Genomic DNA, 21,965 nt, shown 5'->3' with positions numbered 1-21,965 from the left:
TGCGAAGCCCCCTGTTAACCAGAAGATGGAACTTTGACCGATAGCTTTCCCGGTAAGGGCGATCAACGTCCAAGCGGCCGGCAATGACTTGGCTGCTCGTTTCCGGGAGATGCACCCATGTTGAGCTTCGTCCAGAACCTGCGAATTGGCACCAAGCTGGCGATCACCTCGGCGCTGACGATAGCCCTGGTCGCGCTGATGATCTTTCTCCAGATGACTGGCAACGCCGAGGTCCGGAAGCTCGACATCGCGGCATCGATACAGCAGACGATTGCGCAAAACGCCGCGGAAGCGAAAGCCTCGGTGCGGGGCATGCAGATCGGGATTCGCGACACGCTGCTCTCATCCTCGCCGACCGATCTGAAGAAGGCCGCCGACTATTTCAGCGAGCGCCAGACGGCGGCCCTTAAATTCGCGGGTGAAATGGCCAGGCTTTCGCGCTCTCCGGAAAACCACAAGCGCATCGACCGCTTGACGACCGTGATCAGCGATTTTCGAAAAGGGCAGCAGCAGATCGAAGCGGCGCGTAAGCAGGCGATCGAGATCGAGGCGAAGCAGGTGGGCAAGGAGCCGAGCGCAGACGCAATCGCTCAGCTTGCGAAACTGGGGTCGGAAATCGATCGCATCCGCAAGGAGGTCACGCTTCCGATCAACCAAGAGATCGCGCAGCTGACCAACCAGATCACGGATGCTGCCAAGCAGAGCGGTGCGGAGAGCCGTGCCGAGGCTGAATCGGAAGCCGCCTCCGTGGCGCGGACGTCGCTCCTCACCGGTGTGTTGGTCGCGTTGGTCCTGATCGGGGCGTGTATCTTCTCGATTTTCAGTATCGCGCGTCCGATGCGCGCGTTGACTGCGGCGATGGAGAAGCTTGCCGGCGGCGATTTCGACGTGGTGTTGCCCGGGCTTGGCCGCCAGGACGAGGTCGGCGGCGTCGCGGGCGCCGTCGAGAAGTTCAAGGTCGTGTCCGAGCAGAAGGCGCGCACGGAAGCCGAGGCCAAGATCAGGCAGGATCAGGTCGCAGCCGAGCAGCGCAAGGCCGACATGCACAAGCTGGCCGACAGTTTCGAGGCCGCGGTTGGCGAGATCGTCGAAACCGTATCGTCGGCCTCGACCGAGCTCGAAGCGTCCGCTACGACGCTGACCTCGACCGCGGAGCGCGCGCAGCAGCTCACCACCGTGGTCGCAGCGGCCTCGGAGGAAGCCTCCACCAATGTGCAGTCGGTGGCCTCCGCAACCGAGGAGCTGTCCTCCTCCATCACCGAGATCAGCCGTCAGGTGCAGGAATCCGCGCGCGTTGCCAGCGAAGCCGTTGGCCAGGCCCGCACCACCACCGAGCGCGTCAGCGAACTGTCCAGGGCCGCAACGCGCATCGGCGACGTGGTCGAGCTGATCAACACCATCGCGGGCCAGACCAACCTCCTGGCGCTCAACGCGACGATCGAGGCGGCACGCGCCGGCGAAGCGGGCAGGGGCTTTGCTGTCGTCGCTTCCGAAGTCAAGGCGCTGGCCGAGCAGACGGCGAAGGCGACCGGCGAGATCGGCCAGCAAATCTCCGGCATCCAGACCGCAACGCAGGAATCCGTCGGCGCCATCAAGGACATCAGCGACACCATCGAAAAGCTGTCCGAGATCTCCTCGACCATCGCCGCCGCCGTGGAAGAGCAGGGCGCAGCCACGCAGGAAATTTCCCGCAACGTCCAGCAGGCCGCACACGGCACGCATCAGGTCTCGTCCAACATCACCGACGTGCAGCGCGGTGCGAGCGAGACCGGATCGGCGTCCTCGCAGGTGCTGTCCGCCGCGCAGATGTTGTCCACCGACAGCGACCGCCTGAAGCTGGAAGTGGGTAAGTTCCTGGAGACGGTGCGTGCGGCCTGATCCAGGCCTGCTCAGCCCTCTCGATCACCGACCACCGCGCGATGCGCGGCGGAGAGCCTTCGCCGTCGCGTGCAGGCTGCAACTAATGGTTGCAGTCAAGTTCGGAACGGAGAATCGGCAAATCCGTAGTTTCACGTAGGTTCCTGTTAACGGGTGTTTGCAATTATGTGCGCAATCTTACCGGATAAGAACCAGCCAGCATTGTTGGAATGACTCCGCCGTGACGGTCGCGGCGCGGGTGACTTGTGCGTTGCTAACTATCAGCGGGATTTTGTGATGTCGAAGTTGTCGATCGTCTTCAAGCTTCTGACCGTGTTGTCGGTCCTCGTGCTCTCGCTCGCCGGCGTCGGTGTGGTGGCGATCGGCACCATGCAGAACATCAACTCCCACACCGTCGAGATCGCGCAGAGCTGGCTGCCGAGCGTACGTGCGCTCGGCTCGATGCGCGCCGACATCAACGAGCTGCGCGTTGCGTTGCGTCTTCACCTGATGCAGGAGACGCCCGAGGGCAAGGAAGCTGCCGAGAAGCGCCTCGCCTCGCTGCAGGCGCGTATCGACCAGACCCGCAAGGTCTACGAGCCGCTGATCACTTCCGCCGAGGAACGCTCGCTCTATGGGCAATGGGCCAAGGCGTGGTCCGAGTATCTGAACGGCGTGCAGGACGTGATGGCGCTGTCGCGCAAGAGCCCCGGAAAGTTCCCGGCCGAGGCCAACGAGATGCTGCAGACCAAGGTCGCGAAGATGGCCCAGGCGGCGGATCCTTTGCTCCAACGGGGCATCGAGATGAACAACCACGGCGCCGAGCTGGAAACCAAGCAGGCGGCTGACAGCTACGCCACGATCTTCCGCGTGCTGGTCGGCGTCATCATCGCCTCGGTGGCGATCGCGATCGGCGCCGCCTATTATCTCGTGCGCGACGTTTCGCGGGGCATTGCCTCGATCATCAAGCCGATGCAGTCGCTCGGCGAGGGCGATCTTTCGGCCGAGGTGCCGCATCGCGGCGAGAAGACCGAGATCGGCTCGATGGCGGATGCGCTGCAGATCTTCAAGGAAGCGCTGATTGCCAAGCGGGCCGCTGATGAAGCGGCCGCACGCGACGCCGAGGCCAAGATCGAGCGCGGTCGCCGCGTCGAGGTCATCACTCGCAAGTTCGAAGCGATGATCGGCGAAGTCGTCGGCACCGTCTCCTCGGCTTCGATTGAGCTCGAGGCGTCTGCAACGACGTTGACCAACACCGCACAGCGCGGTCAGAAGCTGGCGACGGCGGTTGCCGCGGCTTCCGAGGAAGCATCGACCAACGTGCAGTCGGTGGCCTCGGCTTCCGAAGAGCTGTCGTCCTCCGTCACCGAGATCAGCCGTCGCGTGCAAGATTCGGCGCGCATGGCCGCGGAAGCGGTCGACCAGGCGGCGCGGACCAACGCGCGGGTCAACGAGCTGTCGCAGGCGGCCTCCCGCATCGGTGACGTCGTCGAGCTCATCAACACCATTGCGGGCCAGACCAATCTGCTGGCGCTGAACGCCACCATCGAAGCGGCGCGCGCCGGCGAAGCCGGCCGCGGCTTTGCTGTCGTCGCCTCCGAGGTCAAGGCGCTGGCGGAGCAGACCGCGAAGGCGACCGGCGAGATCGGGGCGCAGGTCGCTGGCATCCAGTCGGCGACGCAAGAATCGGTCAGCGCGATCCAGGAGATCGGCGGCACCATCGAGCGGCTGTCGGAAGTGTCCTCCGCGATTGCGGCCGCCGTCGAGGAGCAGGGCGCCGCCACACAGGAGATCTCGCGCAACGTGCAGCAGGCTTCGCTCGGCACGCAGGAGGTCTCGATGAACATCACCGACGTGCAGCGCGGTGCGATCGAGACTGGCTCGGCCTCGACGCAGGTTCTGTCGGCGGCGAGGTCGCTCGCGACCGACAGCACTCGTCTCAAGGTCGAGGTCGCGCAGTTCCTGGAATCGGTCCGCGCGGCTTGATTCTCAACTGCCTGTCTGCGGAGCCGGCGGCAGGATCTGCCGCCGGAACAGGATGCGCTGGTACAGCCATCCGATCGCGACCAGCACGATGCCGAGGCACATGAACGACAGCGCGCGGTAGACGCCGGTCAGCGTCGACATGTCGATCACGAAGGCCTTCAGGATCGTCAGCGCGATGACGGCGGCCGACGCCAGCCGCGCCCGCTCGGAGTTGACGAGAATTCCGATGCCGAGCAGCACGACGCCGAAGGCGAGCCAGCCGATCGAATAGGTGTATTGCTCGGCGCCCGTGGTCTCGCCGCTGGTGAGGAACGGGCCGTGATAGAACCGCCGGATCTCCAGCGTCAGGTACGAGAGGGCAAACACGAGGGCCGCGCCCGCAATCGTATTCGCACAGACTTTACCGCGCGCGCCGACCACGGCATAGGCGAGCAGCAGCATCAGCACCGCCGGCAGCGCGTAGCCGAGCAGCAGCAGGTTGAACACGGCGCCGCCGACATCGATGTGCCACAGCAGCGGGTTCTCCAGGAACAGCAGGCCGAACACGCCGATGAGGCCGGCGATCGCCGTGAGCACGACCGCGCCGACATTGTGCACGATGCTGTGGCTGCGCAGGCGCAATCGCTCCAGCCCGATCGCCATGGCGAGTGCCACGCAGACCTGCAAGGCGGCTTCCAGCAGTGACGGCGCTGCGATCATGTCGCCGCCGGTTGCGAGATGGCGAACCTCCATGAAGGCGAGCAGTGCGGTGAACAGGATCGCGGCCGCCTCCACCATGCGCAGCGGCGCGTCGTCACCCCTGCGGCGCAGGAACAGGCTCGCCGCCCAGAACGAGGCCGCCGGCAGGCCATAGCCCCACAACAGCCAATTGAAGATCGGCGTGGTGCCGACGGCATCACCGACGATGCGCGGATCATAGCCAACGCGCGCGGTGACGATGGCTGCGAAAATGGCGGCGAGCCAGCGCAGGAATGGGATCGGCCGTTGCATCGCAATCCACGCGGTCCCGAGCGACATCAGCGCCAGCGCGATGGTGAGCCAGCCCTTCTCCAGCGCGAAGGTCAGCGCCAGCGCCAGCGCGCCGAGCGTGCCGGTCGCAAACAGCGCGGTAGAGATCGCAAGGCCAGGCCGGGCTTCACGGCGGGTCAGCGTTTCCGTTGCGGCGCCAAAGGCGGCGGCCAGCTGCACCGCGAGGATCGCGAACGGGATCGAGCGGTCGAGATGGGCGATGCGGGCGTAGAGCGCCACCAGGATGGCGATCGGCGTGGCGACGCCTGCCGCCGACCACACCACCGGAATGATCGCCGAATTCGATCGACCCTGCGCGAGAAAGCCCGCGATGCCGAAGCCGGCGGCGAAGATCGCGGCCATCACCAGATGCTGGCTCACCGCGCTGTCGGTGGCGGTCGGCGTGATGCCGGGCATGGCGCCGCCCGGCAGCACCAGCATGTCGGGATTGGCGCGCACGGCCCATTCGGCGAACACGATGAACACGGTCGCAGCGGCCGCGCCGAGCGCGCCGGCCGCGGCCTCCGCGCGCCAGGCGACGAACAGCGTCGCTGCAACAAGCAGCGTAAAGGCGATCAGCGCGAGATCGGCATGGGCGCTCGACAGCACGATCAGCATCGCGCCGAACAGATAGGCGCCGAGCGCGCTCGACGAGACCGGCTCGATCTGTCCGTCCTCGATGGTCGGACCGAACATGAAATCGCAGACGACGAGCAGTGCGGCCAGCACGAAGCCGGCGATGACATGGAAAGCATGCGGCGCGACCTGCAATTCGCTCGCTTCGAGTCCCGGGAAGATCCAGAGCACGGCGAAGACGATGGTGGTCACGGCCAGCCAACGCCATAGCCTGATACGGGCGAGCCCAAAGCTCGCGGCGGTGACGACGGCGAGATAGATGTAGAGCGCCCAATAGTCCGGCTTGCCGCTGGAGACGAGTGCCGGCGTCGCGAACGCGCCGACCACGCCGAGGCCCGCGAGCGCCGGCCCGTGCAGCAGCGCTGCTGCAAGCGTGCCGAGCGCAACGAGGCCGAGCAGCACGAAGGCGGTCGCGGGCACCAGGAAGTCATAGAGCGCGTAGGCCGCATACACGGTTGCGAATGCGACCGCCGTTCCAGCCGCGGTGAGGATCGCCGGGATGTTGGCGATCGGCAGCGCCTGGATCGTGGAGATGCTTTCCTTGCGCCGCGTCCATTCGCCGGCGCCCAGCAGCGCCAGCGCGAACAGGCCGCCGAGGAACACACGCACGCCGGGGCCGACGAGGCCGGCCTCGATCGAATAGCGCACCATGAAGAAGCCGCCGAGTGCGAGCGCCAGCCCGCCGATCCATACCACCCAGCGCGTGCCGAGCCGCTCTTCAAAACCGGGTTCTGCGGCGGGCACGGGAGGCGGCGCGACATTGTTGGCGCTCGGCTCGAGCGGAGGCGGCGAAACCTGTTCGGCGACCGGCGGCGGCGCCAGCTCGGTTTCGGGCGCAAGCGCCGGTGGCTCCGCGGCAATTGTCGCGGGTGCTTCAGGCGCCGGCGTGGGCATCAGCGGTGGCGGCTGCACCTGCCGTTGCGCGTACAGCATCGCCTCGAGCGAGTTCAGCCGCCGGCGCAGCTCGGTCGCCTGGCTGGTGGCCTTGATCGCGATCAGGAAGGCGACGATCGCAATGAGAATCGCAAGGTCGTCGAACGGGGCGTCGAACATTAAGGCCTCCAGGCGATCGGCGGGCAGGGGCCGATCACAAATCTTGGTCTAGCGCCGGGAGCGCATGCGCAAGCCGGGCGCCGGCCGCTCCTGGAGTACGTCGCGGCGGAAGCGGTAGAGTGCCGCCGGCCGTCCCCCCGTCTGTGTCGACATCACGCCGGTCGGTTCGACCAGGGCTTCAGTCTCGACCAGACGGCGGAAATTCTGCTTGTGCAAATGGCGGCCGGAGATCGCCTCCACCGTGTACTGCAACTCAGTGAGTGTGAACTCGGCGGACAAAAGTTCAAATACCACAGGGCGATACTTCAATTTTGCGCGCAGCCGCGCGATTCCCGTGGCGAGGATTCTGCGGTGGTCGAACCGCATCGAGATGCCGAGCGCGGGAAGCGTCTTGCGTGCCAATGCCGCAGGGCGGCCGTCGCGCCGCGCCTCCTCGACGAGGCCGGCCTCGTACAGCAGCTCGTAGCGGTCGAGCACGCGCTCCTCGTCCCAGGCCGCACCCTCGAGGCCGAAATAGAACCGCACGCGATCTTTTCGCGGCAATGCGCGCGTGGTCTCGGGCGTCTCCTCCTCGGCCCATGCGGTCAGTGCCGGGATGATATCACGGGCAATGATCGCGGGCGGCGCCTCGCGCCAGTCTTCCCAGGGGAAGAAGCGATACCAGGGCTCGAAGCTCGCCGCATTTGCTGCACCCTCGGCGGCGCGCGTCAGCGCGAGATATCCGATCGACACCATGTGTGCGCCGGTGTCGCCGGCTTCCGCATGACGGCCGCGATCGCCAAAGGTGTAGAGCTGCTCGACATAGCCGAGCCGTAATCCTGCTTGTTCCTCGACCCAGGCGCGCAGGCCGATCTCGAAGGTGCGATGGCTCGGCGCGTCGAACGGGCCGAACGGCAGGCCGGCGAGCCCGTCGGCGCCGCGCGCGGTCAGCACCAGCGGCTCATGATCCTCGATCGCGACGATCGCGGCAGTCAGGCCGATCTCGATCGGCGTCAGCAGCTTGTCGCTCATGCGGATGACGCCGCGGGCGTTGGCGGAAACACTTGCCGGTTGATGGAGGCAACCTCGCCGCGGGCTCGCTGTAACCTCTCCCGCTTGCGGGAGAGGTCGGCGTGTAACGCCGGGTGAGGGCTTTCTCCTCTAGGGGATTGTCCCGTTGCGGAGACACCCTCTCCCCAACCCTCTCCCGCAAGCGGGCGAGGGGGCGCAGTCAGGTCGCGGCTGCTATTCGACTCCCGCCTCATTCGAGCTCGATCACGAAGGGGCGGCCTTCGACCAGCATCTCGCCGGGGCCCATCTCGTCGAGCGCATGCAGCATGCGGCCGTTGCGCCCGAGTGCACGGTCGGCAAGGCTGACGATGCGCCGGTTCGGCGAAGCGATTGGCGAGGCGGCGCGGATTTTCTTCGCGATCTCGATTTCGTCGCGATCGGGATTGAGCGCGCAGACGGCGGCGAAGGCGCTCGCCGTGGAGCGGCTGATGCCGGCATAGCAATGCACCACCAGCGGCGCGCCGCGGTCCCAGCCGCGGACGAAATTCAACACCTGGTCGATATGCGCCTCGGAGGGGACGACAAAGCCGTCCATCTCCTCGGTAATGTCGTCCATCGACACCTTGAGATGATTGGCAGGGAGCACCGACACCGGCCGCGCCACCTGCTCGACATTGGCCATCACGGTCAGCACATGGCTGGCCCGGGTGCGGCGGACGGTTTCGGGAAGGGCGGCGAGGGAACAGACGTGGATCATGACGGACCTTTTTGCCGCTGATTATAACTGCGCCCGTAGGGTGGGCAAAGGCGCATCGCGCCGTGCCCACCATTTCGCAACTGCGCACACCGCGACTTGTTTGGTGGGCACGCTTCGCTTTGCCCACCCTACGAAGGGATGTGGCTCACGCAAACACGGCGCCAAACCGTTCCAGAAACTGCTTCTCGGCCCGCGCCGCCGTCCAGGGTGTCAGATAGTCGCGCCGGACGCTGTCGGAAAGGCCCGGATCCCTGCCGAACAGGCGCTTCGCCTCGCTCTCGCTGAATCCGGCGAGCTCGGTTGCCTCGAGATACGCCGCGCCGCGATCGGCGGCCTTGATGACTTGCGTGATCTCGTCGGGCAGCACCGGCGGCAGGCCGAAGCGGATGTGGATGGCGCCGAGCAGGCGCTTTTCCACGGCCTTGTAATGGCCGTCGAGGACGGCCTTGAACGGCGAGATCATGTCGCCGATGACATATTCGGGCGCATCGTGCAGCAGCGCTGCGAGCCGCATGCGCTCATCGACGCGCGGCATTTCGTGCCGGAGTACGGTCTCCACCAGCAGCGTGTGCTGGGCGACCGAGAAGATATGCGCGCCGATGGTCTGCCCGTTCCAGCGGGCGACGCGCGCGAGCCCATGCGCGATGTCGGCGATCTCGACGTCGAGCGGGGAGGGATCGAGCAGATCGAGGCGCCGGCCCGACAGCATGCGCTGCCAGGCGCGCATTTGCACGCGGCGCGACGCCGTCTTCTTCGTCGTCATTTGGCCTTGAGGCGCGGTTTGCGCTGCATCTTGCTGCAACTCGCGTGGCAGTGGCAGTCGACGAGATGGTCGTTGACCATGCCGGTCGCCTGCATGAAGGCGTACACGATGGTCGGGCCGACGAATTTGAAGCCGCGCGAGGACAGCTCCTTGGAGATTTGCACCGACAAGGGCGTCGAAGCCGGCACGCTTGCGGTGGTCTTGAAATTGTTGACCTTGGGCCGTCCGCCCATGAAGTCCCACAGCAGCTTTGAGAAGCCCGGTCCCTTCTCCATGATCTCCAGATACGACCTCGCGCTCAGGATCGTGCCGTCGATCTTGGCGCGGTTGCGCACGATGCCGACATCGTTCATCAGCGCGTGCACCTTCTTGTCGTTGTAGCGCGCGATCTTCTCCGGCTGGAAATCGTCGAAGGCTTTGCGGAAATTGTCGCGCTTGCGCAAAATCGTGATCCAGGAGAGGCCGGCCTGAAAGCCGTCGAGGATCAGTTTTTCATAGAGCGCGCGATCGTCATACTCAGGCACGCCCCATTCGGTGTCGTGATAGGCGACATAGAGCGGATCTTCGCCGGGCCAGGGGCAGCGGGTCTTTCCGTCGGGATGCAGGCGGGGAGCACGGCTCATGCGATGGGTTGCTTTGTGGGAATGCGGACGATTTCGGGTTCTGCCAGCTTCAACGCGAGTCCGCCAGCAGTGAGCGGCTGGCCGGCATCGAGCGCGTCCGCAACGCGGTCGATCCGCACCAGCGCAATGCCCTTGCCTTGCGCCGACGAGCCCATGGTGCCGACGGACTTGTCGCCGGCCATGACACTGACACCTGCCTCAGGCGAGGAATCCTCGAGCAGGACCTTCACGCTGCGGGTGCGCGCGGTGCCGCGATGCTGCATGCGCGAGACGACCTCCTGGCCGACATAGCAGCCTTTGTCGAAATCGACGCCGGCCAGACGGTCCATGTTGGTCTCGTGCGGGAAGGCGTCGCTGTACATGAAATCGAGCCCGCCGCGCGGCACGCCGAGCGCGATACGATGCGCCTCATAGTCGGCGGCATCGACCAGCTCGGCACCGATCAGGTCCGACAGTTTTTGCTTGAGATCTTCGGGGATCAGGATGCGAGTGCCGAGCTCAGCATTGCGTGGATCGGCAAAGGCGAGATCCGGCTGAGCCGCTAACTGGCCGTCCCAGGCCGCGAGCACGCCGAGATCATCGGAGAGGTTGTCCACCGTCACCTTGGCGCGCAGCTTGTAGAATTTCAGCTTGGTGGCGAGGCCGTCGGCCAGCGCCTTCGGGCAGTCGATCAGGAACCCGCCGCCATGGCCGGCGGGCGCTTCAGTGATCAGGAAATCGACGATGATCTTGCCCTGCGGTGTCAGCAGCGCACCGAATCGCCCAAGGCCCGGCTTGAGCTTGTCGACATCGGTCGTGATGAGGCCATTGAGGAAGGTGCGCGCATCCTCGCCCGCGACTTTGATCACGCCCCGGTCGGGAAGAAACGCTGATTTCATGTGAAAATCTCTTGCGACATGTTGCTCCGGAACGTAAGCCCGCAAGGCATAAACGACAAGACCTCGAGCCCTGCGCTTGGGGATGAGAGAGGCCTCCAGCCATGACCCAGCGTTTCGATGTGATCCTCAAAGGCGGCGCCGTCGTCAACCAGGATGGCGAGTCTGTTCGCGATATCGGCATCGCCAATGGTCGCATCGCCGAGCTAGGCCCGCTGTCGCAAGGATCCGCCGCCGAGGTGATCGACTGCAGGGGTCTCCACATCCTGCCCGGCGTGATGGACACGCAGGTGCATTTTCGCGAGCCCGGGCTGGAGCAGAAGGAAGACCTCGAGACCGGTTCGCGCAGCGCCGTGATGGGCGGCGTCACTGCAGTGTTCGAGATGCCGAACACGTCTCCATTGACCGTGACGGAGGCTACCTTCACCGACAAGGTGAAGCGCGCCCGTCACCGCATGCATTGCGATTTCGCCTTCTTCATCGGCGGCACCCGCGAGAATGTGCAGGATCTGCCGGTGCTCGAGCGCGCGCCGGGCTGTGCCGGCGTGAAAGTGTTCATCGGCTCCTCGACCGGCGCCCTGCTGGTGGAGGACGATGAAAGCCTGCGCCGCATCTTCCAGGTGATCCGCCGCCGTGCCGCGTTCCATGCCGAGGACGAGTATCGTCTCAACGATCGCAAGTCGTTCCGCATCGAGGGCGATCCGCGCTCGCATCCGGTCTGGCGCGACGAGACCGCGGCGCTGATGGCGACGCAGCGCCTGGTCAAGCTCGCGCACGAGACGGGCAAGCGCATCCACGTGCTGCACATCTCCACCAAGGAAGAAATCGAGTTCTTGCGCGACCACAAGGACGTCGCCTCCTGCGAGGCGACACCGCATCATCTCACGCTGGTCGCGCCCGAATGCTACGAGCGGCTCGGCACGCTGGCACAAATGAACCCGCCGGTGCGCGGCGCCGATCACCGTGCCGGCATCTGGCGCGGCATCGAGCAGGGCATCATCGACGTGCTCGGCTCCGACCACGCCCCGCATACGCTGGAAGAGAAGCAGAAGACCTATCCGGCGTCGCCCTCCGGCATGACCGGCGTGCAGACGCTGGTGCCGCTGATGCTCGATCACGTCAATGCCGGTCGGCTGTCGCTGGCAAGGTTCGTCGATCTCACCAGCGCGGGCCCTGCGCGCCTCTACAACATGGCCTGCAAAGGCCGCATCGCCGCCGGTTACGATGCCGACTTCACGGTGGTCGACTTGAAGCGCAGCGAGACCATCAGCAACAAATGGGTCGCCTCGAAAGCCGGCTGGACCCCCTATGACGGCGTCCGCGTGACGGGTTGGCCCGTCGGCACCTTCATCCGCGGCCGCCGCGTGATGTGGCAGGGCGAGCTGGTGACGGCATCGCAGGGCGAGCCGGTACGGTTTCTGGAGACGCTGAAGCAGTAGGGTTTTCCGCTCCAACTTCTCGCTCCGCTGTCATGCCCCGCGCAGGCGGGGCATCCAGTACGCCGCGGCCCCTCGGCTCGATCACTGCGGCCTCTGGAATACTGGATTGCCCGCCTTCGCGGGCAATGACAGAGTGCCGCGAAGCGCAAGCTCAAATTGGGAGCGAGCAATGTCCCAACCAACACCCCTCATCACCACCGATCAGCTCGCCTCGATCCTCAGCGATCCCGATCTCCGCCTCTATGACTGCACGACCTACAACGAGCCGGTCCCGCCCGGCAGCGACGTACCGTATCGCGCCGTCCCCGGTGACAAGACGTTCGCGGCCGGCCATATCCCTGGCGCCGATTTCCTCGATCTGCAAGGCGAGTTCTCCGACACCTCCGCGCAGCAGTTCTTCATGATGCCAGGCGTGGCCCAGCTCGAAGCCGCCTTCGGTCGCCACGGTGCTGACGCATCCAAGACCATCGTGCTCTACAGCATCGGCACCATGATGTGGTCGACGCGGTTCTGGTGGATGCTGCGCTCGCTCGGCGTCAACACGCAGGTGCTGGATGGTGGCTTCGATAAATGGAAGGAAGAGGGGCGGGCTATCGAAACCGGCGCATCGAAGGGCTATCCGGCGACGAGCTTCAAGGCCGCGCCGCGCGCAGGCTTCTTCGTCGACAAGAATACCGTCAAGGCGCGGATCGGCGATCCCTCGACCGTCACCGTCAACGCGCTCGGGCCGCAGTTTCATAAAGGCCTTGAGCCAAGCCGCTACGGCCGGCCCGGCCGCGTGCCCGGCAGCGTCAACGTGTCGGCTGCGACGCTCGTCAATGCCGACAAGACCCTGACCTCGCTTGCGGATGCCGAAGCCAAATTCACCGCGGCAGGCGTCACGCGCGACAAGAACGTAATCCTGTATTGCGGCGGCGGCATTTCGGCGACGATCGATTTGCTGATGCTGACGCAGCTCGGCTACGACAAGCTGACGCTCTACGACGCCTCGATGGGCGAGTGGGCGAGGGATCCAACGCTGCCGATGGAGACAGATTGAGGCTCGAAATACCTACTGCCTGGAGAGGTCGATCGAGAATTCGCCGTTGCGGATGCGGGCAGGAAAACCCTCGACGAATTTCGCCACCGCGTCCTCGCCATAAGTGCCGACAAGCTCGGCGAGCGCTGCAAACAGGCTCGCCTGCGCCAGGCAGTCGCCGTCGACGCCGTCATGGCGCGCTTCGGCCCAGGCCTCGTTGAGATAGCTCAGTGCGGCTTGTTTCTGCTCGTGATCGGGCAACGGCGCGCGGGCGGGGGCGTAGGAAATCGGCTGGCTCATGAATCTCAATCGGGGCTGGGGCGCGATCCACGGCGATGCGCTGTGCAAGAGGTGTAGCACGCGCATTAACGACCGCTAGGCCACATCTTTAAGAACGGTTAACGGCTGTGTACAAAGACGATGACAGGGTTCCCATGGCTGTCATTCCGGGGCGCGACGAAGTCGCGAGCTATGATGCGCAATTGCGCATCGTAGTTCGCGCTACGCACGCCCCGGAATGACGATAAAAATCAGTTCGCGTAACGCGCCGTGAGATCGCGCGAGATCTTCGAGCCTTCCTCGATGTAACGGCGGATCGCCACCGTCGCCGCCGGCGTGCAGCTTCGATAGGTCTGCTGAAAGCCGTTATAGCCGCGGTTGAAGCCGGCGATCATGCGGGTACGGCGTTCGCCCGAGGGGGTTTCGGCCTCGATCAGCGCCTGCATCTCGCTGCGCCATTTGTTGCCCTCGTTGGAGCCGCAGATGCCGCGCAGATAGTGCAGGCCGCCGAGGATCTCGGCCAGCCGCTGCAAATCGGCGTCGAACGGCGCTGCCACGTCCTGGGCCCGGGCGGGCGCGGAGGCGCAGGCGAGAATCAGGACAAAAATGGCCAGAAATCGCGTCGACATCGGCGGGCTGTATGCCCCCTCAGGGCCAGAGAAGCAAGGTGAGCCGCCCGCGCGGTGCGCTCCCTCTCCCGCTTGCGGGAGAGTGTAGCGGAGCTCGCCGTGCCGGCTATGCCCCAATCAGGCGCGCCGCCGACTGGATAATCTCCTCCAGCCCTCCGGTCAGCTTGAGGTCGCCAAGGCTGCCCAGGGCATCGGGGGCGATCCAGCGGTAATCGTCGAGCTCGTCGTTCAGAGCAGGTTCCCGGGCCACCCAGCGGGCGGCAAAGGACATGATCAAATAATGGCCGGCGCCGGGCGCGGCCGGCAGCACCTCGCGCCAGCCGGCCAGGCTGACGATCTCGATCTCGAGCCCGGTCTCCTCGTCGACCTCGCGGCTCAGGGCATGGTGCAGCGATTCGCCGAATTCGACCCGGCCGCCCGGCAACGAATAGAACCCTTTTGCGGGCGAGCGGGCACGGCGGGTCAGCAGCACCTTGCCGTCGCGGAAAATCGCCGCGCTGACTGCGATCTGGGGGTGAGTGGGCTGGATAACGTCAGGCATTTCTTCAACGACCCTGGCTCAATTCGCCATGATGCTGTCGACGTCGGCCTCCGCGCCGCCGTTGATGATGCCGCCGCAGGCCGCGATCAGCGGCTTGACCCAGAGGGCGGCCTGCTCGGCCAACCGAACGCGGGTCGTGTCCTTCTCGACCTCGCGCATGGCCGAGCCGACTGCGGTCAGGATCGAGGTCATGGTGTCGGTGATGTGGTCGAACTGGGTCCGCACGTTTGGCTCGGCCTTCTCATAGGCTTCGATTGCCAGGTCCCGTGCCTTGAAGTTCGAGGCCGTAAAATGCTCGGCATAGGACAGCGGCGACCAGGTCAGAAAGTCCTCGGCGCATTCCGGCATGTCCGGGATCATCTCAAGGAGCATCACCGCTTCATTGAAATGGTTGAGATAGTCTGTGGCAAGCCCGGTCCGCGGGTTGATGTTGGCCACGCGCAGTCGTTCGGCCCATGCTTGCGCCTCGGGGGCCGTTTGTGCATGCGTCCGCGCGGATTGCGAGGCCATTGAGCTCATCCGCCGCAGTGTTAACGTTCGGGGTTAAAAGGACCTGAACGGAACCTATATAGACGCCCCAGGATGTGTGGACGCTTCGTCATAACTTCGGCCCCCGCGGCTTTGCGGCAACTGTTCGGCTACATCGAGCAGCCGAATTTCCCGCCACGGTACAATGTCGCGCCGACGCAACCGATTCCGGTCGTCCTGGTCGAGAACGGCGCCCGCCATTTTCGCCTGATGCGCTGGGGCCTGTTGCCGGGCTGGGTCAAGGATCCCAAGGGCTTTACGCTGCTGATCAACGCCCGCTGCGAGACGGTGCTGGAGAAGCCCGCCTTCAAACGCGCGATCCGCCGGCGGCGTGGGCTGATCCCGGCCGACGGCTATTACGAATGGAAGGCGGTCGACAGCCGCAAGCAGCCGTTCTTCATCCATCGCGCCGATGGTGCGCCGCTCGGCCTTGCCGCGGTGTTCGAAACCTGGATCGGGCCGAACGGCGAGGAACTCGACACGGTGGCGATCGTCACGGCGGCCGCGGGCGAGGACATCGCCGCGCTGCATGACCGCGTGCCCGTCACCATCAGCCCGCGCGATTTCGAACGCTGGCTCGATTGCCGCGGCGACGAGGTCGATGCGATCCTGCCGCTGATGACCGCCCCGCGCCGCGGCGAATTCGCCTGGCACCCGGTGTCGACCCGCGTCAATCGCGTCGCCAATGACGACGATCAGCTGCTCTTGCCGATCAGCGCGGAGGAGATGGAGGCCGAAGCAGAGGCGGTGAAGCCCAAAAAGGCGGTGCGGAAGGCAGTGGCTAGCTCATCGGATGATGGGCAAGGGTCGTTGTTCTGATCACCGCTGCCGTAGGGTGGGCAAAGGCGCAACGCGCCGTGCCCACCATCTGTCCAGTTATGCGATGCGCGATGGTGGGCACGCTTCGCTTTGCCCACCCTACGGCAGCGGAGTTTTAAACAATCTCCCTTGCCCGCAACGCCGCAATCTCCGCTGCATCGAATCCGAGCTCGCCCAGCACCGCATCCGTGTCCGCGCCCAATTCCGGCGCCATCCGGTCGAGCTTGCCACCACCATGTGCGAGCTTGAATCCGCTGCCGGCAAAGCGCAGGCGGCCGTATTGCGTGTCCAGCTCCTGGATCGCGCCGCGCGCCTTGATCTGCGGATGGTCGATGACCTCCTCGACCTTCCAGATGCTGGCGCAGGGCGCGCCGGCGTCTTCCAGGATCGTCTCCCATTCGCGCGCGGGCTTTGCTGCGAGTGCCTCTTCGATGATGACGCGCAAGGCAGGCTCGTTCTCGTTACGCGCGAACCAGTCCACGAAGCGCGGATCGGATAGCGTGTCCTCGCGGCCGAGCGCGGCCATCAGCGCGCGATATTGCTTCTCGTTGTTGACGGCGAGCAGGATGTGACCATCGCCGCATCTGAACAAATTCGCCGTGGTCCGGCGGCTCACCGCCTGATTGCCCGAGAGCTGCTGACGATGCCCGGCGACCAACCAATCCGCGATCTGGCCCGAGAGAAACGCCATCGTCGCCTCCAGCATGGAGACGTCGATGAGCTGTCCCTTGCCGGTGCGGTCGCGTTGATACAGCGCGCTCGACACGCCGAACGCCGCCGTCGCGCCGGAGAGCACATCGCACACCGCAAAACCCGCGCGCGTCGGCCCGGTCTCGGGATGGCCCGTGATCGCCATGATGCCCGACAGCGCCTGCATCTTGCCGTCATAGCCGGGCCGCAGACGATCCGGGCCGGTCTGGCCAAAACCTGACACCGCGCAATAGATCAGCTTGGGATTGATCGCCGAGAGCGCCTCATAGCCGATGCCGAGCTTGTCCATCACGCCTGGGCGAAAATTCTCCATGACGACGTCGACTTGCGCCGCAAGCTTCTTCACGATCGCGATCGCGTCAGGCTTTTGCAGATCGAGCGTCAGACTGCGCTTGTTGCCGTTGATGGCCTGGAACGCCGGTGCGAGCCCGCGCTCGGCCCATTCGCGCGACAGCGGCGTGCGGCGCATGTCCTCGCCCTCGCGCCGCTCGACCTTGATGACGTCGGCGCCCAGCAGCGCGAGCTGGTAGCTCGCATAGGGGCCGGCCAGCACTTGGGTGAAGTCCAGGATCTTCACGCCCTCGAACGGTCGCGTCACGTCTCTCTCCCTTGTTGTTGTCGTTGTTGGAGGACGTCAGGCGGCGCGGTTGCCGCGGGCGATCTCCTTCTGCTTGTCGAATTCGGCGCGGCGGCGAGCGAGTTCTTCCGGCGAGAGCTGGGCGACGTTGTTGTAGTCGAGCTTCCAGGAGGCATCCTCGCTCCAGCGCAGCGGCGACTGCATCGTGGTCTGGGGGCCGCTCGCGGTCTCCAGCAACCGAAGCGCCAGCTCGAGCGTCTGCGCCTGCGAGGCGGTCTCGTGCGGCTTGCCGGCGGAATTGCCGAGCGGGAAGTCCGAGAACAGGAAGCGCGGCACCGCGGCGTGCTCGACGATGTCCTTGGCGCAGCCCATCACCACGGTCGGAATGCCGTTGGCCTCGAGATGCCGCGCCACCAGGGCCGTGGTCTGGTGACACACCGGGCAGTTCGGCACCAGCACCGCGACGTCGACCGCATCAGTGAGGCAGCGCGCCAAAATCTCCGGCGCGTCGGTGTCGAGCGTGACGCGATGGCTGCGATTGGTCGGCGCGCCGAAGAAGCGCGGCGCGACCTCGCCAATACGGCCGGCGGCGGACGCTTTCAAAAGCTGCGGCAGCGGAAACCAGGTGCCGTTGTCGGTCGCTGACGTGTGCTTGCGGTCGTAGCCGATATGCGAGATGCGCAAATCGTGTGGCTGCGACGTGTTGCCGTCATAGACCTGATAGAATTTCGCGCTGCCATTGTACGCCGCACCAGGCCCCTGGTCGCCCTTGGTCGGATCGTAGGGCGCCGCCGTGGTGATGATCGTCACGCGCGTTTGTGCCAGCGGCTTCTTCAGCTTCTGGAACGGCGCCTCGGTGTAATGCGCCCAGCGATAGGCGGTGGTGTAGCCGATCGCGGTGTAATAGTCCCGCGTGCGCTGCATATAGGGGACGGGGGAATCATAGTCGGGCGCAAAGCCGAATTCGTCATCGCGCGGAGCGGACATGGGCGCGTCTCCTGGTTCTTGGTTAGAGACCAGACTAGAGATAGTTTGGGAGTTGCTCAACCGGGAGCGGGACGGCGCAGGCCTGAATTGCAGATTGGATAGCTCGCCGCGGCGGAAGTCTGCTCCCTCTCCCGCTTGCGGGGGAGGGCTGGGGTGGGGGTGCTTCCGCAATGGGGAAGCCCCGATGAGGAGAGAGCCCTCACCCGGCGCTACGCGCCGACCTCTCCCGCAAGCGGGAGAGGTGCAGCGAGCTCGCGGCGGCGACCCTACCGAAAAATATGCAGCGCCGCGTATTGCAGCAGCATGATCGCCTTGGCATCGATGATGCGGCCGTCGGCGATCATGGCGAGCGCCTCGTCGATGCCGAGCTCCAGCACCTCGATATCCTCGCCCTCGTGCTCGAGGCCGCCGCCGTCGCTCACGCGCATCCCCGGCTCGTATTCGGCGACGAAAAAATGCAGTTTCTCGGTGATGGCGCCCGGGCTCATGAAGGCCTCGAACACCTTGTGGACGTCGTGCAGGCGATAGCCGGTCTCCTCCTCGGCCTCGGCGCGGATACGTACCTCGGGGGCGGCGTCGTCGAGCACGCCGGCGGCCGCTTCGATCAGCAGGTCGTCGTAGCCGCGAATGAATGCCGGCAGGCGGAACTGCTTCACCAGGATCACGGTGCGGCGCGCACGATTGTAGGGCAGTACGGCGGCGGCGTTGTCGCGCTCATAGGTCTCGCGCTTCTGCGTCTGCCATTCGCCGTTGGCGCGGCGGTAGTCGAACGTCGTGCTCTTCAGCGTGGTCCAGCCGTCCGAGAGCACACGGACGTCCTTGATGCGGACGCGGTCGGAGATGGTCATTGCTGTCTTCCGGATGCGAGCATGATCCGGAAAAGTGTGAAGCGGTTTTCCGAAAAGATCATGCTCAAAAAGTCATGATGTGGGGGCGCGGCCGTCGAGCCACTTCTGGAACATCACCGAGGTCGATTCCTCGAAGCCCAATGATTGATAGAATGCATTGGCCTGCGCATTCTCGCGGCGGACCAGCAGCTGAAGCTTTGCGATGCCGGCACTCCGCAGCCAGTCCTCGGCGGCGGCCATGATCGCCCGGCCAAGGCCGCGCTTGCGTCCATCGGGGTCGACCGCGACGTAATAGACCCAGCCGCGATGGCCGTCATGGCCGACCATGACGGTCGCGACGATCGCACCATTGTCGCGGCCGATCAGCACGGTGGAATTGTCGCGCCGCCGCGCCAGCGCGATATCGGCATGCGGATCGTTCCAGGGCCGCGTCAGGCCGCAGCGCTGCCATAGCGCCACGACCGGTTCCACGTCGCCATCGTTGATCGCGTCGATCGCAAGAGCGCTCACAGCACCTTCCCCGGATTCATGATGCCGTGCGGATCGAGCATCGCCTTGATCGCGCGCATCAGCTCGATCGCGGTCTTGTCCTTGACGTCAGGCAGCTCGTCGCGCTTGAGCACGCCGATGCCGTGCTCGGCCGAGATCGACCCGCCCATGCGCAGCACGATTGCGAACACCACAGCGTTCATCTCGTGCCAGCGCGCCAGATAATCCGCGGTGTCGGCACCGATCGGCTGGCTGACATTGTAATGCAGATTGCCGTCGCCGAGATGGCCGAACGGCACCGGCCGCGCGCCGGGGATCAGCTTCACCACGGCGGCGTTGGCTTCCTCGATGAAGGCCGGCACCGCTGCGGTCGGTACCGAGATGTCGTGCTTGATCGAGCCGCCCTCGGGTTTCTGCGCTGATGACATCTCCTCACGCAGCTTCCAGAAACCGTTGCGTTGGGTGAGGTTGGCCGCGATCACGGCGTCGTCGACGATCTCCTCTTCCATGGCGCGGGCCAGGATCGTCTCCAGCGGCGTGCGGGCATCGTCGCTCGGAGAGGACAATTCCATCAGCACGTACCAGGGATGCTTTTCTGCGAGCGGGTCGCGCACGTCGATGCCGTGGCGGACCGAGAAGTCCACCGCCATTTCCGACAGCAGCTCAAAACTCGTCAGCGCATTGGCGGCCTCGCTTTGCGCAATGGTCAGCAGGCTCAAGGCCGCCGCCGGCGACTTCAGCCCGACATAGGCGGTCTCGATCGCCCGCGGCTTCGGAAACAGTTTGAGCGTTGCCGCGGTAATGATGCCGAGCGTGCCTTCCGCGCCGATGAAGAGGTTGTGCAGATTGTAGCCGGTGTTGTCCTTCTTCAGCTTCGACAGCACGTTGAGCACGCGCCCGTCGGCGAGCACCACTTCCAGCCCCAGCGCCATCTCGCGCGCCACGCCATAGGCAAGCGCCGCGGTGCCGCCGGCATTGGTCGAGAGATTGCCGCCGATGGTGCAGCTTCCTTCAGCGCCCAGTGACAGCGGAAACAGCCGGTCGACGTCAGACGCCTTCTGCTGCGCGATCTGCAGCACCACGCCGGCCTCGCAGGTCATGGTGTTGGAGGCGGGGTCGACCTCGCGAATCTTGTCGAGCCGGCGCAGCGACACCACGACCTCGCCATTGTGCGGCGTCTGCCCGCCGACCAGCCCGGTGTTGCCGCCCTGCGGCACCAGCGCGATTCTGCGCTCCGAGGCGAGCTTGCAGATCGCGGAGACTTCGGCCGTCGAGCCCGGGCGCAGCACCAGCGGTGAGCGGCCGTGGAACAGATTGCGCTCCTCGGTGACGTAAGCCTGGATGTCAGCCGCATCGGTGATCGCGTGCTTGTCGCCGACGATCTTGCGGAATTGGTCGATCAATTCGGGCGCAAGCGGAGGGGTGGCGGATTGATTGATGTTCATCGTCTCGTCTCTTCTTAGCTCTTACTCTCTTGCGCATGATCCTATCGGAAAACCGCTGCACACTTTCCGGATCATGCGCTATCGCGCGACTGCGGCGCGCCGGAGCCGGTCGTTGATCGCTTCGCCCAAGCCTTCTTCGGGAATCGTCATCACGACAATCGCCCGCGGAGCCTTCGCGTCGAGACTGCGAAGATAGCCGAATAGATTGGCGGCGGCCTCATCGAGATCAGCCACGGGCGACAAATTCATGACAGCAACGGCGGCCCCAAGTCCGGGCAGCTCCGCAGGCCCGAACGCCAGCAAGGCTTCGCCCGGTGCCACGTCGCGCGCATTCAGCCGCACATTGGCGCGCGGCGCGTAATGCGAGGCCATCATGCCCGGCGCCAGCGGTTGACTGTCGTCGCTCTCGGCCTCCACCGGCGGCCGCGCCAGGGGCATGCCGAGCACAGCCTCGATCCGTTCGCGTGACAACCCGCCAGGGCGCAGCAGCATCGGCGCGTTGAGGCAGCCGACGATGGTCGATTCCACGCCGACCGCGACCGGCCCGCCGTCCACGATCAGGTCAATCCGTCCCGCAAGATCGCTCTCGACATGGGCCGCAAGCGTCGGCGAGACGTGGCCCGAAATATTTGCGGATGGCGCCACCACGGCCCCGCCGAAGGCGCGCAAGATCGCTTCGGCCACCGGATGGGCGGGAATGCGGATCGCGATCGTGTCGAGACCCGCCGTGGCGAGATCGGCCACCGGGCAATTTTCCGTCTTCGGCACCACCAGTGTCAGCGGCCCCGGCCAGAACGCCTCGGCAAGCTTCAGGGCGCGCGCGTCGAACCGCCCGATCCGCCGCGCGGCCGCGAGGTCGGCGACATGGGCGATCAGCGGATTGAAGGCCGGCCGGCCCTTCGCGGCATAGAGATGGGCAATCGCGGCGGCGTTGGCGGCGTCCGCCCCGAGCCCGTAGACCGTCTCGGTCGGGAACGCGACCAGCCCGCCGGCGGCCAAGGTCCGGGCGGCGGCGTCCGCGCCGGCCTTTCCGGCCGGTAAAATCAACGTTTCAAGACCCGTTTTCACAGGGACAAAATTCCTCAGCTCGGCCGCTTGCGGTGCGTC

At 65.4% G+C, this 21,965-nt stretch carries 21 protein-coding genes; 5 read left to right on the top strand and 16 right to left on the bottom strand.

Annotated elements, in window-relative coordinates:
- Positions 1-117: 117 nt before the first annotated feature.
- A complete protein-coding gene (locus tag YUA_RS0101980) occupies positions 118-1,878 on the top strand; it encodes a methyl-accepting chemotaxis protein (protein WP_035970310.1) in 1,761 nt (586 codons plus the stop codon).
- A gap of 276 nt (positions 1,879-2,154) precedes the next feature.
- Positions 2,155-3,843 (top strand): methyl-accepting chemotaxis protein, encoded by a 1,689-nt coding sequence (locus YUA_RS0101975; protein ID WP_027529130.1) that lies wholly within the window; start codon positions 2,155-2,157, stop codon positions 3,841-3,843.
- A gap of 3 nt (positions 3,844-3,846) precedes the next feature.
- Here YUA_RS0101975 and YUA_RS0101970 read toward each other — a convergent pair whose 3' ends face one another.
- The 6 genes from YUA_RS0101970 to YUA_RS0101935 all read right to left on the bottom strand — a co-directional run bounded on the left by YUA_RS0101970 (position 3,847) and on the right by YUA_RS0101935 (position 10,551).
- Complete coding sequence (locus tag YUA_RS0101970; protein ID WP_027529129.1) at positions 3,847-6,540, bottom strand: DUF2339 domain-containing protein; 2,694 nt, start codon at positions 6,538-6,540, stop codon at positions 3,847-3,849.
- A gap of 48 nt (positions 6,541-6,588) precedes the next feature.
- Complete coding sequence (locus YUA_RS0101965; RefSeq protein WP_027529128.1) at positions 6,589-7,551, bottom strand: NAD regulator; 963 nt, start codon at positions 7,549-7,551, stop codon at positions 6,589-6,591.
- 229 nt (positions 7,552-7,780) lie between these two features.
- Positions 7,781-8,287, bottom strand: a complete 507-nt coding sequence (locus YUA_RS43330; RefSeq protein ID WP_035970308.1) for a tyrosine phosphatase family protein — start codon at positions 8,285-8,287, stop codon at positions 7,781-7,783.
- Between the two features lie 145 nt (positions 8,288-8,432).
- Positions 8,433-9,050: a YfbR-like 5'-deoxynucleotidase gene (locus YUA_RS0101945; RefSeq protein WP_027529126.1), complete on the bottom strand. Its 618-nt coding sequence runs from the start codon at positions 9,048-9,050 to the stop codon at positions 8,433-8,435.
- Complete coding sequence (locus tag YUA_RS0101940) at positions 9,047-9,673, bottom strand: DNA-3-methyladenine glycosylase I (protein ID WP_027529125.1); 627 nt, start codon at positions 9,671-9,673, stop codon at positions 9,047-9,049. The genes YUA_RS0101945 and YUA_RS0101940 overlap by 4 nt, the downstream gene beginning before the upstream one ends.
- Positions 9,670-10,551, bottom strand: a complete 882-nt coding sequence (locus YUA_RS0101935; RefSeq protein ID WP_027529124.1) for a folate-binding protein YgfZ — start codon at positions 10,549-10,551, stop codon at positions 9,670-9,672. Before YUA_RS0101935 ends, YUA_RS0101940 begins: the two co-directional genes overlap by 4 nt.
- A gap of 101 nt (positions 10,552-10,652) precedes the next feature.
- On the opposite strand from YUA_RS0101935, the gene YUA_RS0101930 reads away from it, so the two are divergent.
- A complete protein-coding gene (locus YUA_RS0101930; RefSeq protein WP_027529123.1) occupies positions 10,653-11,987 on the top strand; it encodes a dihydroorotase in 1,335 nt (444 codons plus the stop codon).
- A gap of 169 nt (positions 11,988-12,156) precedes the next feature.
- Complete coding sequence (locus tag YUA_RS0101925) at positions 12,157-13,026, top strand: sulfurtransferase (RefSeq protein ID WP_027529122.1); 870 nt, start codon at positions 12,157-12,159, stop codon at positions 13,024-13,026.
- 12 nt (positions 13,027-13,038) lie between these two features.
- Here the strand turns inward: YUA_RS0101925 and YUA_RS0101920 are convergent, their stop codons facing one another.
- The 4 genes from YUA_RS0101920 to YUA_RS0101905 form a co-directional block, all read right to left on the bottom strand.
- Positions 13,039-13,305, bottom strand: coding sequence for a hypothetical protein (locus YUA_RS0101920; RefSeq protein WP_027529121.1), 267 nt, complete (start codon positions 13,303-13,305; stop codon positions 13,039-13,041).
- A gap of 230 nt (positions 13,306-13,535) precedes the next feature.
- Positions 13,536-13,913: a TIGR02301 family protein gene (locus tag YUA_RS0101915; RefSeq protein WP_027529120.1), complete on the bottom strand. Its 378-nt coding sequence runs from the start codon at positions 13,911-13,913 to the stop codon at positions 13,536-13,538.
- Between the two features lie 106 nt (positions 13,914-14,019).
- Positions 14,020-14,454 (bottom strand): NUDIX hydrolase, encoded by a 435-nt coding sequence (locus YUA_RS0101910; RefSeq protein ID WP_027529119.1) that lies wholly within the window; start codon positions 14,452-14,454, stop codon positions 14,020-14,022.
- 18 nt (positions 14,455-14,472) lie between these two features.
- Positions 14,473-14,973, bottom strand: a complete 501-nt coding sequence (locus YUA_RS0101905; protein WP_027529118.1) for a hypothetical protein — start codon at positions 14,971-14,973, stop codon at positions 14,473-14,475.
- A 63-nt stretch (positions 14,974-15,036) separates the two neighbouring features.
- On the opposite strand from YUA_RS0101905, the gene YUA_RS0101900 reads away from it, so the two are divergent.
- Positions 15,037-15,801, top strand: a complete 765-nt coding sequence (locus YUA_RS0101900; RefSeq protein ID WP_027529117.1) for an SOS response-associated peptidase — start codon at positions 15,037-15,039, stop codon at positions 15,799-15,801.
- Positions 15,802-15,916: 115 nt separating this feature from the next.
- Here the strand turns inward: YUA_RS0101900 and YUA_RS0101895 are convergent, their stop codons facing one another.
- From YUA_RS0101895 to YUA_RS0101870, 6 genes are all read right to left on the bottom strand, one after another.
- Entirely contained in the window at positions 15,917-17,110 is a 1,194-nt protein-coding gene (locus YUA_RS0101895; RefSeq protein ID WP_027529116.1) for a CaiB/BaiF CoA-transferase family protein, read from the bottom strand.
- A 36-nt stretch (positions 17,111-17,146) separates the two neighbouring features.
- On the bottom strand, positions 17,147-18,076 hold the full coding sequence (locus tag YUA_RS0101890; protein WP_027529115.1) for a glycine reductase: 930 nt from the start codon (positions 18,074-18,076) through the stop codon (positions 17,147-17,149).
- A gap of 266 nt (positions 18,077-18,342) precedes the next feature.
- Positions 18,343-18,924, bottom strand: coding sequence for a GDP-mannose pyrophosphatase (locus tag YUA_RS0101885; protein WP_027529114.1), 582 nt, complete (start codon positions 18,922-18,924; stop codon positions 18,343-18,345).
- 72 nt (positions 18,925-18,996) lie between these two features.
- A complete protein-coding gene (locus YUA_RS0101880) occupies positions 18,997-19,434 on the bottom strand; it encodes a GNAT family acetyltransferase (protein WP_027529113.1) in 438 nt (145 codons plus the stop codon).
- On the bottom strand, positions 19,431-20,858 hold the full coding sequence (locus YUA_RS0101875) for an FAD-binding oxidoreductase (RefSeq protein WP_027529112.1): 1,428 nt from the start codon (positions 20,856-20,858) through the stop codon (positions 19,431-19,433). The genes YUA_RS0101880 and YUA_RS0101875 overlap by 4 nt, the downstream gene beginning before the upstream one ends.
- A 78-nt stretch (positions 20,859-20,936) precedes the next feature.
- Entirely contained in the window at positions 20,937-21,926 is a 990-nt protein-coding gene (locus tag YUA_RS0101870; protein WP_027529111.1) for an L-threonylcarbamoyladenylate synthase, read from the bottom strand.
- Positions 21,927-21,965 lie beyond the last annotated feature (39 nt).

It is taken from the genome of Bradyrhizobium sp. WSM3983, from assembly GCF_000473045.1.
Classification (GTDB): Bacteria; Pseudomonadota; Alphaproteobacteria; order Rhizobiales; family Xanthobacteraceae; genus Bradyrhizobium.
The sequence above is the reverse complement of the archived record's forward strand: the minus strand, read 5'-3'. Positions and strand labels throughout refer to the sequence as shown.

Coding starts and splice junctions, on each gene's coding strand:
- YUA_RS0101935 (WP_027529124.1), bottom strand. CDS start 10,551: ATGAAATCAGCGTTTCTTCCCGACCGGGGCGTGATCAAAGTCGCGGGC.
- YUA_RS0101970 (WP_027529129.1), bottom strand. CDS start 6,540: ATGTTCGACGCCCCGTTCGACGACCTTGCGATTCTCATTGCGATCGTC.
- YUA_RS0101975 (WP_027529130.1), top strand. CDS start 2,155: ATGTCGAAGTTGTCGATCGTCTTCAAGCTTCTGACCGTGTTGTCGGTC.
- YUA_RS0101965 (WP_027529128.1), bottom strand. CDS start 7,551: ATGAGCGACAAGCTGCTGACGCCGATCGAGATCGGCCTGACTGCCGCG.
- YUA_RS0101900 (WP_027529117.1), top strand. CDS start 15,037: ATGTGTGGACGCTTCGTCATAACTTCGGCCCCCGCGGCTTTGCGGCAA.
- YUA_RS0101885 (WP_027529114.1), bottom strand. CDS start 18,924: ATGACCATCTCCGACCGCGTCCGCATCAAGGACGTCCGTGTGCTCTCG.
- YUA_RS0101925 (WP_027529122.1), top strand. CDS start 12,157: ATGTCCCAACCAACACCCCTCATCACCACCGATCAGCTCGCCTCGATC.
- YUA_RS0101890 (WP_027529115.1), bottom strand. CDS start 18,076: ATGTCCGCTCCGCGCGATGACGAATTCGGCTTTGCGCCCGACTATGAT.
- YUA_RS0101920 (WP_027529121.1), bottom strand. CDS start 13,305: ATGAGCCAGCCGATTTCCTACGCCCCCGCCCGCGCGCCGTTGCCCGAT.
- YUA_RS0101905 (WP_027529118.1), bottom strand. CDS start 14,973: ATGAGCTCAATGGCCTCGCAATCCGCGCGGACGCATGCACAAACGGCC.
- YUA_RS0101875 (WP_027529112.1), bottom strand. CDS start 20,858: ATGAACATCAATCAATCCGCCACCCCTCCGCTTGCGCCCGAATTGATC.
- YUA_RS0101945 (WP_027529126.1), bottom strand. CDS start 9,050: ATGACGACGAAGAAGACGGCGTCGCGCCGCGTGCAAATGCGCGCCTGG.
- YUA_RS0101940 (WP_027529125.1), bottom strand. CDS start 9,673: ATGAGCCGTGCTCCCCGCCTGCATCCCGACGGAAAGACCCGCTGCCCC.
- YUA_RS0101980 (WP_035970310.1), top strand. CDS start 118: ATGTTGAGCTTCGTCCAGAACCTGCGAATTGGCACCAAGCTGGCGATC.
- YUA_RS0101930 (WP_027529123.1), top strand. CDS start 10,653: ATGACCCAGCGTTTCGATGTGATCCTCAAAGGCGGCGCCGTCGTCAAC.
- YUA_RS0101910 (WP_027529119.1), bottom strand. CDS start 14,454: ATGCCTGACGTTATCCAGCCCACTCACCCCCAGATCGCAGTCAGCGCG.
- YUA_RS43330 (WP_035970308.1), bottom strand. CDS start 8,287: ATGATCCACGTCTGTTCCCTCGCCGCCCTTCCCGAAACCGTCCGCCGC.
- YUA_RS0101915 (WP_027529120.1), bottom strand. CDS start 13,913: ATGTCGACGCGATTTCTGGCCATTTTTGTCCTGATTCTCGCCTGCGCC.